At 47.6% G+C, this 13,824-nt stretch carries 10 protein-coding genes; 5 read left to right on the top strand and 5 right to left on the bottom strand.

Translation table 11 applies throughout. The features are described 5' to 3' along the window. Positions 1-12: 12 nt before the first annotated feature. The 4 genes from ACG2E4_RS04910 to ACG2E4_RS04925 form a co-directional block, all read right to left on the bottom strand. Positions 13-294: a type II toxin-antitoxin system RelE/ParE family toxin gene (locus ACG2E4_RS04910; protein ID WP_395258474.1), complete on the bottom strand. Its 282-nt coding sequence runs from the start codon at positions 292-294 to the stop codon at positions 13-15. 135 nt (positions 295-429) lie between these two features. After that, positions 430-1,263 (bottom strand): NmrA family NAD(P)-binding protein, encoded by an 834-nt coding sequence (locus tag ACG2E4_RS04915; protein ID WP_395258477.1) that lies wholly within the window; start codon positions 1,261-1,263, stop codon positions 430-432. Positions 1,264-1,983: 720 nt separating this feature from the next. Then, positions 1,984-2,883 carry an SAM-dependent methyltransferase gene (locus tag ACG2E4_RS04920; RefSeq protein WP_395258479.1) on the bottom strand — a complete coding sequence of 300 codons (900 nt, stop codon included), beginning with the start codon at positions 2,881-2,883 and terminating at the stop codon, positions 1,984-1,986. Between the two features lie 98 nt (positions 2,884-2,981). After that, positions 2,982-3,200, bottom strand: a complete 219-nt coding sequence (locus ACG2E4_RS04925) for a cold-shock protein (protein WP_395258480.1) — start codon at positions 3,198-3,200, stop codon at positions 2,982-2,984. A gap of 267 nt (positions 3,201-3,467) precedes the next feature. On the opposite strand from ACG2E4_RS04925, the gene ACG2E4_RS04930 reads away from it, so the two are divergent. From ACG2E4_RS04930 to ACG2E4_RS04950, 5 genes are all read left to right on the top strand, one after another. Beyond that, positions 3,468-3,548: a TOTE conflict system archaeo-eukaryotic primase domain-containing protein gene (locus ACG2E4_RS04930; RefSeq protein ID WP_395258604.1), complete on the top strand. Its 81-nt coding sequence runs from the start codon at positions 3,468-3,470 to the stop codon at positions 3,546-3,548. Between the two features lie 202 nt (positions 3,549-3,750). Continuing rightward, a complete protein-coding gene (locus ACG2E4_RS04935) occupies positions 3,751-4,035 on the top strand; it encodes a TOTE conflict system archaeo-eukaryotic primase domain-containing protein (RefSeq protein WP_395275910.1) in 285 nt (94 codons plus the stop codon). A 159-nt stretch (positions 4,036-4,194) separates the two neighbouring features. Then, a complete protein-coding gene (locus tag ACG2E4_RS04940) occupies positions 4,195-5,634 on the top strand; it encodes a sugar porter family MFS transporter (protein ID WP_395258481.1) in 1,440 nt (479 codons plus the stop codon). Between the two features lie 21 nt (positions 5,635-5,655). Further along, positions 5,656-9,021, top strand: coding sequence for a DUF5107 domain-containing protein (locus ACG2E4_RS04945; protein ID WP_395258483.1), 3,366 nt, complete (start codon positions 5,656-5,658; stop codon positions 9,019-9,021). 51 nt (positions 9,022-9,072) lie between these two features. Beyond that, positions 9,073-11,937, top strand: a complete 2,865-nt coding sequence (locus ACG2E4_RS04950) for a sugar-binding domain-containing protein (protein WP_395275874.1) — start codon at positions 9,073-9,075, stop codon at positions 11,935-11,937. A 200-nt stretch (positions 11,938-12,137) separates the two neighbouring features. Here the strand turns inward: ACG2E4_RS04950 and ACG2E4_RS04955 are convergent, their stop codons facing one another. Beyond that, on the bottom strand, positions 12,138-13,574 hold the full coding sequence (locus tag ACG2E4_RS04955; protein ID WP_395275875.1) for a c-type cytochrome domain-containing protein: 1,437 nt from the start codon (positions 13,572-13,574) through the stop codon (positions 12,138-12,140). Positions 13,575-13,824: the final 250 nt, after the last annotated feature.

The following is a 13,824-nucleotide window of genomic DNA, read 5'->3' on the forward strand; positions in this document are numbered from 1 at the left end:
TGTGAGTTTTGATCAATGATCATCAACAATCTCTACATCATACGCATCACCCTGGCTCCGGGTAAAACAGATGCGCCATTGATTGTTGATTCGAATGCTGTGCTGGCCTTCGTGATCTCCTCCGAGTGTTTCCAAACGATTGCCCGGAGGTACGCGAAGGTCATTGATGTCAGCGGCAGCATCAATCATTCTAAGCTTTCGCAAGGCACGCTGCTGAATCGTCTCCGGCAGCTTTTTAGAGTAGGTTCTGTTGAAGACCTCCTCTGATTCCTTGTCGTTGAATGATTTTATCATACCCAAATGTAATTCGTAACGTTCCGCGTTACAAATATGTTATATAATTTTGCAGGTGCTCATTTTATACTGAATCAGCTACTGTGAAAAAACTCGTACTCTTATCAGTAATCTTAAACAGATCCGCTAAGGAATTTACGTTACCTGAAATTGCTCCTCATTTTCTTCCAGGTAATCCTTCAGCGACAGTGGCGGACGGTCCAGAATCTGCTCAACCATGGGACTGACGTCTGACCGGCTTCCATCCTTTATTTTGCCGAACACGGCGATCATCGCATCAATGTAGGTGTCGGAGTAGTCGCGGCGTTCCATTTCGCTTCGGTAGGTCTCATCGTCCGGATTTTTATAGGTGATATTCGTGCCGAGTACTTCAGAAAATATATCGGCAGCCTCAAAAAGGTCCACCGCTTCCGGTCCGGTGAGGGATATGGTCTGCTGCTTGTAGTCCGATGGATTTGCAAGGAGTTCGGCGGCTGCTTCCCCGATATCGCGGCAGTGAATAAATGAGACTGTACCCTCACCACAGGGCAGAAAGAGCTGCTGCCGCTCGCGGATATCTTTGGTCTGGTACATCTCAAAGTTTTCCATGAAGAAATTAGCATTGATAAAGGTATAATCGATGCCTGACTCTTCAATGGCATTAGCCACGCTCGGATGGGAGGCGATAAACACAATATGCTCGATATCCTGCTTTTGGGCTTCCTCCACCATCGGCATAATCAGTTCTGCGGCATTGGGCGTGGCAGAGGGGCCGCATAGAAACAACTGCTGGTGTCCCTCAAGGGCCGGGCCGAAGCTGTCGGGCTCTTCATAATCCAGGAATACGGTATCTACCGATTCCCCAAGCTGGTCCTGGGCCCCTTCTGCATCACGGGTGCCTGCGGTAAAGTTCAGGTCTTTCTGTTTCAATGCATGAACCAGGGGAGTTCCTACATTCCCGGTGGCGGCTGTTACCAGAATCTGACTCATAGTCAATTTAGTTTAAATTGTTGGTCTCCGATTAGGGCTATGCAAACGTAACACACATTCGGCTCGTTCAAGGATTGGCTACCAGTCCGGGTATTAGATTAAAGGGGGGCTTTGAAAAACCATCCAACTCACCGTTTCCCCCCCCCATCCCTTCACATGACTCAAAAACTATATGCCATTATAAACGGGGATCACTATTAGGGAAGGAATTTTTATGACTTGGTTTTTTTGATGGGCTGGGAAATCAAACCAAACTACCAATATTTGGAAGCCAATATTTCTACCTCAAATCCAAGGGATTTATAAGAGGCTATTTTGGAACAGTGCCTACAGTTGGATATGGACGCGATAGCAAGAGATATTCCCCATTTCTTTTTGACACTGCTGATGTTTAAAGAGTAACTCGCTTTAAGGATGTTGTGCAACAGTATGCGTTTTAAAAAATAATCTGTGCCCTTTGTTATTTCGTAGTCCGGCAACACACTGTAATACCATTTTAGGTCTTATAATAAATGTAACTCCCTGTATATCAGTGCATTACAAGAAATATAAAATAATCCTCGTGAGAAATGCAGGCTAAATTACTCACATAAGAAATGTAATCGATCTTCAAGTCGATTCTTACGTTTTAGATCACATCCACGTCCCGAGTGAACAGCAAATTTAAATTCTGCCGGCAAGTTGTTACCGGTTTTTTGTCCTCAGTCTTGGTTTTGGGCTTCAGTCTGTCTTTTCAAAAACCATCCGGTAATGATCGAACAGTTCACGTTCGAAGCATATCCTGTTGGGACTGGTACTGAGTAGAGCTCTGAAATTAATGTCGGTGAGGTATTTGGGTAACAGCGTGAGCAGGAAGGCGTATTTCTTCAGGTTAAACGACCGGTATCTCTTTTCCCACTGACGGATCGTTTCAATATAGTCCAGCCGACCGCTGCTCTTGCTGATCAGTTTGAAAAGTGGTTTGGCATTGTTAATCACCATCTCCGATCCGTAGGGTAACCATGATCCGGGAAACTGCTTCTCCATCAATGCTAATATATAGGCGTCCGAACTTTTTTCGGCGTTAATATCGATATCCTCATAATCGATCATATTTTTGCCGAATACCATTGTCTGCAGGTACATTCTTCCGCCCGGCGGCAACAGGTCATACACCGTACGGAAAAACCGTCGGTACACCTCTTCCTGTTTTCCCGCTTTATACTCTTCAACCGAACAAAAATGTTCGAAGGCACCGAGCGAGACCACAGCGTCGAATGTTCCGTAATCATCCTGTGTCACTTCCAGGCAGTTTTTGATATAGACCTCCAGCCCGTTTTTTCGGCACGCCGCGGCCTGGGCGTCAGAGAGCGTAAGGCCAATACACTTTGCCCCCACTTCGTTGGTAATGTAATTGACCAAAGGCCCCCAGCCGCATCCCATGTCCAGCACCCTGCTTTCGGGGGTGATATTCAGCTGGTTGACAATAAACCGGTGCTTCGCTTCCTGGGCCTGTTCAAGGCTCATGGAAAAATCTCCGTTGTACATGGCTCCGCTGAAATCAGCCATTTCTCCCATACTCAGCCTGAAAATGCGGTCGATGGTACTGTAGGTGAAATCAAGATCTTGTTTGTCTGCCATAACATTCTATCATTTGGGACTGAACGAATTCATACAACAAAAAAGCCCGCACTCTTTAATGAGGCGGGCTCCTAAATTCGAATGTGAGAACTTAAATCCTATTCGTAATCCAGGCTTCGTACGTTAGTTGCACTTTTGCCTTTGGGTGTATCTTCAACATCAAATTCTACAGCCTCACCGTCTTCAAAACCTTGATCAAAACCAAGATTTTCGACGTTGTTTCTGTGTACGAAAATATCTTTTCCTCCTTCATCCGGAGCGATAAATCCAAATCCTTTTTGGGTATCGAAAAATTTTATTTTGCCTTGTTGTGACATGTGTAATCTATATTATTTTAAGCACCAGTAGGTTTCGTCTTGTGAAAAGAATTGGGCTAACGCATCGATTCAGTAAAGTTCGCTTACCAGGTGGGTAATTATATTTAACAAGTCAAGGTATGACTATTTATTCACAATACCTATTTATACTTGATGTACTATACAATTTCATCTTGCGGGGGGAGAGATACAACGTGCTTATTTCTACCGTTATGGCTAAAAAGGTTATTAAATTGCCTGATGTGTATCTAATGAGATTTCTTTTCCATGGCAATATCCAACCAGCAGATCGAACTGTTCCGGTCGCTTTTTAAAGGGCGGGAGGATATCTACGCCCGCCGGTGGTAAAATAAAGATCGGAACGGGTACATGCCGGCCTATAATATGGACTGGGACCGGTACGAAAAACATAAGGCGCTGGGGGGGCACCTTTCAGAATTTCAAACACAAGGAGCTTGCTCCACTTACTCCTACCGTTATTCGAAAGCACCTGTCGGGCAAAGAAACAATCTGAATCTATCCCCTGCTGAAGGATAACCCCTCCTGGCTGCTGGCCGCCGACTTTGACAAGGAAAACTGGATGGAGGATAGCCGGCAGTTTTTACAAGTATGTGAACGGCACAATATGCCCGCCTACCTGGAACGTTCCCGCTCCGGCAACGGTGGACATGTGTGGATCTTTTTCCAACAACCCTGTCCGGCGTGGAAAAGCAGAAAAATTGGTTACTATTTGCTGCGGGAGGCCGGCATTCTCTCTGAATTTGAGAAGGATGCCAGTTTCGATCGGCTGTTTCCCAATCAAAATTCTCATTCCGGCAAAGGCTTACCCATCTGACTTGTACACACAATAATATAATCTATGAGAATCATAGTTTAATCTATACAATCCTTTGAATTCAGCTATTACATTGATTAACGCCATTTCGGGAGTGTAAAATAATGGTGAAACAGATACAGGGTATCATTGAACAGGGAATGATCATCTAACGAAATTATGAATCCGGAATCAGTAGAAGCCAAATCCCCCAAAAAAGAGGTTGAGTTCAGATTCATCTATATCGTCGGGATCTCCCTCATCTCAGCTCTGGGTGGTTTTCTATTTGGGTATGACTGGGTGGTTGTCGGTGGCGCAAAACCGTTTTACGAAGCTTATTTTGATCTTACCTCCTCCTTTGAAATTGGATGGGCGATGAGCAGTGCTCTTGTCGGATGCCTCATCGGGGCCGCTCTGTCAGGATATATTACCGACAAATATGGCAGGAAAAAGGTACTAATATTTTCAGGATTGCTCTTTACCCTTTCCGCAGTCAGTACAGCGCTTTCGGAGACCTTTTCACTGTTTATCTGGGCCCGAATTCTAGGTGGAATTGGTATCGGGTTAGCTTCAAATGTTTCTCCAATGTATATCGCAGAAATTGCACCAGCAAAATATCGGGGACGACTGGTATCTATAAACCAGCTGACCATTGTCCTTGGAATCCTGGCTGCACAAATCGCAAACTGGCTAATTGCGGAAACCGTACCGGGTGATGCTACACACAGCTACATCATAAATTCCTGGAACGGGCAGTATGGGTGGCGCTGGATGTTTGGAGTCGAAGCGATGCCGGCATTCATCTTTTTCACCATGGCCTGGTTTGTCCCCGAAAGTCCCCGGTGGCTGGTAAAACAGAACTTAACGGTCAAAGCCCGTGAAGTGCTGTACAAAATTGGGGGAGCCGCTTATGCGAATAATGAGCTCGACGCAGTCAAAGAAACGCTGGAAAAAGAGAATAAAAAAGTATCTATCAGCGAACTCTGGAACCCTTCATTGCTACCTATATTGACCATCGGTGTGGGATTAGCCGTATTCCAGCAGTGGAGCGGTATAAATGTAATTTTCAATTACGCTGAGGAGGTCTTTACAAGTGCGGGTTATACCATAACTGATATGTTATTCAACATCATTATAACAGGAACCATCAACCTTATATTTACCCTGGTGGCGATGCAAACCGTGGACAACTGGGGTCGCAAAAAACTGATGCTGCTGGGAGCAGGCGGACTCTCCGTGACCTACCTGCTGTTGGCTTTCTTTTACTACACCCAGATACTTGGCGTCCACATGCTAATCCTGGTTGTTACAGCAATAGCTCTTTATGCCATGTCTCTTGCACCCGTAACGTGGGTCATTATTTCAGAAATATTTCCCAACCGGATACGGGGAGCTGCAATGTCAGTATCGGTCTTTGCACTGTGGGCGGCCTCCCTGGTGCTTACTTACACTTTTCCCATTCTAAACCAGGGACTTGGGGAAGGCCCCAAAGGGACCGCTTTTACATTCTGTGTCTATGCAGGAATTTGTGTCCTGGGATTCATTTTGATCTACACAAAGCTCCCGGAAACAAAAGGAAAATCCCTGGAGGAACTTGAGCAGGAACTCATACAAGAATAGAATCACACGAAAATATTTGTCATGGAAAATCAGAACCCGGTAGACGTCTGGGAAGAAACAATTACAATTCCCACCTATCCTGTGGGAGAACCTGAACACAACCCCATGTTCTTTGAAAAACGGGTCTACCAGGGCAGCAGTGGCGTAGTATATCCCAATCCCATTATTGAAAAGATCTACGACGAAAAAATTGAAAAGACCTATACCGGCCTTTTCCTGGAAAACAGGTACCTGAAAGTCTTAATTCTGCCAGAGATTGGCGGACGTGTACAGATGGCCTACGACAAGATAAAAGAGCGTCATTTCGTGTATCACAACCAAGTCATCAAACCGGCACTCGTTGGACTGTTGGGCCCATGGATATCGGGCGGTATTGAGTTCAACTGGCCCCAGCATCACCGTCCAAGTACCTTTCAACCGATTGACCATAAAATCGAGGAAAATAATGATGGCTCAGTCACCGCCTGGACCAACGAAATTGAGTTGATGTTCCACACCAAGGGAATGGCTGGATTCACCTTGTACCCTGACAAAGCGTACCTGGAAATTAATGTTCAGCTATATAATAGGACCAAACTCCCACAGACTTTTCTATGGTGGGCCAATCCCGCCGTGAGTGTGAATGAGCACTACCAATCGGTATTTCCGCCGGATGTAAACGCCGTTTTTGATCACGGCAAGCGGGATGTTGCCACCTTCCCTATTGCCAAAGGAACCTACTATAAAGTGGACTATTCCCCGGGAACCGACATTTCGAAGTATAAAAACCTGCCGGTACCCACCTCCTACATGGCCATTCAGTCGGATTATGACTTTGTAGGCGGATATGAACACGACTCCGAGGCGGGACTTCTGCACGTAGCTAATCACCACATCTCACCCGGCAAAAAGCAGTGGACCTGGGGTAATGGCAACTTCGGCAAGGCCTGGGATCGCAACTTAACGGATGAAGACGGACCCTATATTGAACTGATGACCGGCGTATATACCGACAATCAGCCCGACTTTGCCTGGCTTATGCCCCTGGAGGAAAAAGCATTCTCCCAGTACTTCCTGCCCTACCGGGAGCTCGGGGTGGTAAAAAATGCGACCAAAGATCTGCTTCTAAATATTGAACCGGTCGATGAGCACAGCGCCAAAATCCAACTATACGCCACGAGCAAACAAACCAATCTCCAGGTCACATTACGGGTAGACAGCCAGATCGCATTTCAGGATCAGGCTGACCTTTCACCGGAAGCTGTGTATTGCAGGACTGCAGAATTTGACCACCCTATTAAAGATAACAACTATCTCCTGTCGGTTGAGAACTCAAATGGAGACGAGCTGATACAGTATGAGCCGGCAGGAAATAAGGAAAATGAGATCCCGGAACCGGCCAAACCGGCTAAAGATCCAAAAGAAATTGAAACAAATGAACAACTCTACCTGACCGGTTTACACCTGGAACAGTACCGGCACGCCACGTACCGACCAGAGCCCTACTACAAAGAAGCTCTTCGCCGAGATCCGTCGGACATACGAAACAACAATGCTCTTGGTAAGTGGTACCTGCGGCAGGGACGTTTTGAGAAAGCTGAAAAATATCTTAGAAAAGCGATTCAAACGCTTACGGAGCGCAACCCCAACCCCTACCAGGGTGAACCATATTACAACCTTGGAGTCAGCCTAACATACCAGGGACGCATTGAAGAAGCTTATTCAGCTTTTTACAAGTCCGCATGGAATAGTGAGTGGCAGGACAACGCATATTTTGCTCTGGCCGAGATCGATGTGGCCCGCGGAAACTTTGAGCAAGCCCTCGAGCATATCAACTGGTCGCTGGACCGGAATGCCCGAAATGGTAAGGGATGGACCCTGAAGGCAGCAGTTCTTCGAAAAATGGAGCACTATGAAGAGGCGCTTGAAACAATTAATACTGCCATTAAGCGCGACCGGTTTAACCTTTCGGCCTATTATGAACGACATTTGACCTGGGAAAAATGGGGCGAAGATGAAAAAGCGGATGCAGCACTGGATACGTTATTAGAGCTCTCCCGGGAGTATGAACAAAATTTAATTACGTATGCCCTGGATTACGCATCCGCGGGATTATTTGATGAGGCTATGGGCCTTTTGAAAAACGCCATCGAAGAGGAGGAGCTGGAAACGTATCCCATGGTCTTGTACTACCTGGGATGGTTTCACCTACAAACGGGGAAAGATGAGGAAGGACTTCAGTTCTACCAAAAGGCTGCACAGGCAAATCCCGCATACTGCTTCCCCAATCGCCTGGAAGCCATTCCCGTACTGCGTGATGCCGCGAAGCGTAACAATAAGGACGCGAAAGCTCCATATTACCTTGGATGCCTGTTTTATGACAAGCGCCAGCATGAACTGGCAGTCAATTACTGGGAGACTTCACGGAAACGGGACGAGGCGTTCCCCACCGTGCACCGCAATCTCGGTATTGGGTACTTTAATAAACAGGATGACGCCCAAAAAGCGATCCGTAGTTTTGAAAAAGCCTTTTCTCTTGATGAGTCGGACGCCCGGGTATTCATGGAGCTGGATCAGCTGTATAAGCGCACCAACAAAGATCCGCAAGATCGACTGAAGTTCCTGGAAGAGCATATGGAGCTGGTTGATTTCCGGGATGATGTGTACCTGGAACGGGCGGCACTCTACAATTTCCTCGGGGACCATCAAAAAGCGTATGACCTTATTATGGATCGAAAATTCCATCCCTGGGAGGGCGGCGAAGGAAAAGTATCCGGCCAGTATGTCTACAGTTTGACCGAATTGGCCAAAATCGATATTAAAAATGGGGCATATCAAGAGGCCATTGAAAAACTGGAGAACGCCCAGACCTATCCCCCCAACCTGGGAGAAGGCAAGCTATACGGCACCCGGGAAAATGACATTTTTTACTGGATGGGTATGGCGTACAATGCACTTGGGGATCATGATACGGCCCGGGAACAGTTTACCAAGGCCACGGAGGGAGATTACCAGCCGAGTCCTGCAATATTCTATAATGACCAGCCGCCCGAAATGATTTTTTACCAGGGACTGGCCTGGCAACAGCTGGATCAGCCGGGGAAAGCCAGCGAAATTTTCCAACAGCTTGTGGATTACGGAGAAGAGCAAATTAACGAAGAGGTGAGCATCGACTACTTCGCCGTATCGTTGCCCAACCTGTTGATCTTTGACGATGACCTGGCTCTCAGGAATAGGATTCACAGTAATTTTATGATTGCATTAGGTCGGCTGGGACTGGGAGCGTTTTCAAAAGCAGAAACTCTGCTGGAAGACATCCTGCAGAAGGAGGCGATGCACTTTGGAGCTCAAACACACTTAAAACTCATCACCCGGTTCAGGGAGCAACTGACTTCAAATATTTCATGAACGGTCCACTTTTAGTTAACAACACTCAATAAACACTTAAATGCCATGATTATGAAACATCCTGTTCCACGCTTCGAAAGGCTTGTACGTTTAGGCATAGCAGCAGTTTTAGTACTTCTCCCCATCGGCAGTGGCTTGTTCGCCCAAGATAATATTTCACTTGCCGGACAATGGAAACTAAAGCTTGACAAGAATGATATCGGATTGCAGCAGCAGTGGTATGATGACCGTTTCTCAGATTCCCAATCCATTTTACTGCCCGGATCGATACAAGAGTACGATTTAGGGGAGAAAATATCGACAGAAACGGAATGGGGTGCTACGAGATATGAACAGTTTTTTGAGCTGGATAAATATGCTCCTTACCGGACGGACGATAATTTTAAGTTTCCGTACTGGCTAACCTCTGACACCCATTACCAGGGAGTTACATGGTTTCAGAAAGAAGTGACCATTCCTGAAAACTGGGACAACAAGCAAATAACACTGGAGCTTGAACGTCCACACTGGGGGAGCATGGTATTTGTGGATGGTCATAACATGGGGGCAGACAGCAGCCTTGCTGTTCCCCACCGCTACGACCTTTCGGAGGTGCTCTCACCCGGCACGCACACCTTGTCGATCAGGGTTGACAATAGAATACTATATGATATCGGACTGAACTCTCACAGCATCACCGAGCATACACAGTCGAACTGGAACGGCTTGGTAGGTGATCTCCTGCTGAAGGCATCCGACCCGGTGTTTATTTCTGACGTACAGGTTTATCCTGATGTTGAGAATAAGCAGGCCCGTGTCCAGGTACACATAAACAATACTACCGGCAGCCCACAATCGGGAGGCCTGCAGCTGCAGGCCAGGTCAAAAAATACTGATAAAGAACAGGCTCTCCCTCCTGCCCAAAAATCGTTCACTGTATCTGAATCCGGTGTCGTTGAACTAACCTACGCGATGGGGGATGATCCGCTGTTGTGGGATGAATTTAATCCGCAATTCTATACCCTGGAAGTTGATCTAAAAAGTGGATCGTCATACAGTGACTCCTATTCCACTGACTTCGGTATGCGTGACTTCACTGTGGAGGGCACGCGATTCCACATTAATGGGCGCCCCATATTCCTGCGAGGCACCCTGGAATCGGCTATCTTCCCTGAGACAGGCTATCCCGCCACATCAAAAAAAGAGTGGGCCCACCATTTTGAGGTAGCAAAACAGCACGGGCTGAACCACATCCGCTTTCACTCCTGGTGTCCTCCGAAGGCTGCTTTTGAGGCTGCAGACGAGCTCGGTATTTACCTTCACGTGGAAGCTTCCGTCTGGGTTAATCAAGGGGCCACCCTGGGCGACGGCAAGCCGGTCGACCAGTTTGTGATTGATGAAAGTAAACGCATCATGAAAGAATATGGCAACCATCCCTCCTTCGTCATGTTTGCACATGGCAACGAGCCGGGTGGCGATAATTATGAAGCGTACCTGGCTGATTTTGTCTCAATGTGGAAGCAAAAAGACAACCGCCGCGTGTACACCAGTGGGGCCGGGTGGCCGGCGATAGATGAGAATGAATTCCACGATCTGCCCGACCCGAGAATCCAGCAGTGGGGCGAAGAACTCAATAGCGTGATCAACGGTACGTCCCCGAGCACGGACTGGAATTTCGAGGAAGATATCGCTGGATATGAGATCCCGGTCATCGGGCATGAAATCGGGCAGTGGACGGTGTACCCGAATTTCAACGAGATGTCGAAGTATACCGGCGTGCTGTACCCTCACAACTTTGAGATATTCCGGGATTTCCTCGAACAAAACCACATGCTGCACCAGGCACATGATTTCCTGATGGCCTCCGGCAAACTGCAGGCGCTTTGCTACAAAGCCGATATCGAGGCCGCACTTCGCACTCCGGGTTATGCCGGCTACCAGATGCTGGATCTGCATGATTTCCCGGGTCAGGGAACCGCACTCGTCGGCATCTTAGATCCTTTTTGGGACAGCAAACCCTACATCAATTCGGAAGAATTCAGCCGGTTCAGCTCTCGGACGGTTCCCGTGGCAGTTATGGAGAAACGAATTTTATCCAATACCGAAACCTTCAGGGCTGAGCTCGAGATCGCCCACTTCGCTGAACATGAATCAGATGGTATCCCGGTGCGTTGGAAAATCACCAACAATCAAAACCGGATATTGGCTTCCGGTGAAACAGTGCGGGATCTTCCCATTGGAAACAATATTGAAGCCGGAACCGCGTCACTAGACCTGTCTTCGTTTGACGAACCCCAAAAGCTGAACCTGAAAGTGACTGTCGGAAACTTGGGTGAAAACGACTGGGACTTCTGGGTGTTCCCGGAAAGTGTGGATACGGAACCATCGTCGGACATCATTGTCACAAAAACCCTGACCCCGGCTATTGAACGCAAGCTACAAGAAGGGGCGAAGGTACTCCTGCAGATCAATGGGAAATTGAAAGAGGGCAAGGGCAAAGAGGTAGTAGGTGGATTCTCCACCGTCTTCTGGAATACAGCGTGGACTCTAGGACAGGCTCCCCATACCATGGGCGTGCTGGTTGAACCGACTGATCCGCTTTTTAAGGATTTCCCGACGGAATACCACACGAACTGGCAGTGGTGGGATATCGTGCATGACGTGCACCCGATGGTGTTAAACGACTTCCCGGCCGACCTCACGCCAAAGATACAGATGATTGACACGTGGTTTGAGGCCAGGAAACTGGGACTTCTTTTTGAGGCAAAGGTTGGTAAAGGGAAACTGGTCGTCACCTCCATCGATTTTGAAAATAAGCTTTCCCAGCGGCCGGCTGCCCGACAGTTATACCACAGTTTGCTTGGGTATATGGATAGCAGTGATTTCAATCCGGATACACCGGTCAACCTCAGCCTGATTGAAGAGCTGTACGAGTAAATCATTTCTGCTGAACGCCAAGATTTCCTTGCCGGTAGCTTGGCGTTCAGTTTATTTATCCGGGAGTGTGATTGGCTAAAAACTACCCTCTCTCTCCTCAGGACTTTGAGTCAAATAGATAACTTCATGCAGTCAAAATGAGCTCTTCTATGGGTGCTGTTTCTCAGACGACCGGTCACCTTGCTCTCTTTTGCAATTCTTTATTCATCAACCTCCGCCGTCGCTACGCCTGTGGTATCACGTAATCCCAGGTTGACCTCCAGTCCGGGTAGTGCGTTTTCCAGTTCCTGGGCCCCTTCCGGGGTTACACCAGTCTGCCACACAAAAAACTTTCGTAAATGCGACAACTTTTTCAACTGCTGAATACCTTCATCAGTCACTTCAGTACCATATAAATTCAGAAGTTCCAGGTTCGAAAGACCGGTAAGATGGGTAAGTCCTTTGTCAGTAACGCCTGTATTTTGCAGATGAAGTCGTGTCAAGTTCGTAAAATTCCCGATGTCGACAAGGGCCGTATCGGAGATGATAGAATCTCCCAGGTCAAGCCAGGTGATTTGAGTTGACACTTCTCGCAACCCACTCATCAAAGAGTCAACAGATCTATTTCGCGGAACATCAACCTGCAGCCAATTGCTCCCGGTGGCTACCGGACGAATATCTATACCCTGCTTCTCGAGATCAACAAGCACCTGCGCATTTGCCGGTGCCACCTCGGAAGCGAGCAGCTTTTCAGCGGGACTCATATCGGCCTGTGGATCTACCAGCGTATTCAGTGCCGACTGGACCTCCTCCGAGACCTCAACTTCGGCCACTTTTTTATCAAACGGGGCTCCGCTGCTCACCCACCATTCCAGCAACTCTTTATGAGCATCCGTAAGAGGTCGTTTCCCCTCTGGCGGCATATGGTCATCGTGGGTTTCCGGCAGGAAAATCCGTCGTATCATCTCACTTTCCCCGGCATTCCCTTCTACAAAAGCCGGGCCGCTTTCTCCCCCTTTCAGTAGCAGCTCCCGGGTGTGCATCTGAAGTTCTCCCTTGCTCTTCGTTTCGTTATGACAAGAGGTACAGCGCGTTTCCAGGATGGGATCGACAATGTCACTATAGATCTGTGCTTCCTGGATATTGGTGATCTCTTTAAACCCTTTTTCCTCCTTGGGGGGCAGTCCGGCCACTGCCCGCAAACCATTTGGCATGTATTGGGTCAGGTAGTCACTTCCGTGGGTCAGGGAGCCGCCGTAATGGCCAGCCACCGCTAATGTCAGCATCATTATCGACAGTAATGACAAATATGCCCTATCTACAACCTGAGAAGGGTTTCGATCATGCTGCCACTTTAATAAATATGCGCAACCCGAAGCCACAGCCACCCCAATCCCCGACCACTGGTGAATAGCCAGCATCTCTTCATTATATCCGCCGGCCTGGGCCAGCAAATACCCAAGAACAGCAGCCAGTGCAGCCGATGCCGCTCCCAGAAAAAGTACAAACCCAGCCGCCGATCCAACTTTCTCAAATCGCTTGAACCGGGAAGCAATCTCAAGGATAAACGCCATTACCAGGAAGCCGATCGGCAGGTGAAGAACCAGTGGGTGAAAACGGCCTAAAAAAAGTACAATGTCAGAAACTTCTTGCTCCATGTGCTATTCTAAAATTTCATCTTCAGTATCGTAGGTAATACTAGTACTCAATTTCGAAAGTAAGTGAAATTATCTAATGGTGGCTATTCGCTCATTTTGTCAGGTCATTCCCCTGGACCCCTTTCGAAGGGCACAACAGAGACTTAATGATGATCAAAATCAACAATTTTTAACTGCACTTTTTCTGATACTAAGTACTAGGAGTCTGTCGGACTTAGCCTAATCTACTGCGAACCATCCGAATTTGGCT

The organism is Halalkalibaculum sp. DA384 (genome assembly GCF_043951955.1).
In the GTDB taxonomy this organism is placed as follows: domain Bacteria; phylum Bacteroidota; class Rhodothermia; order Balneolales; family Balneolaceae; genus JAMQKA01.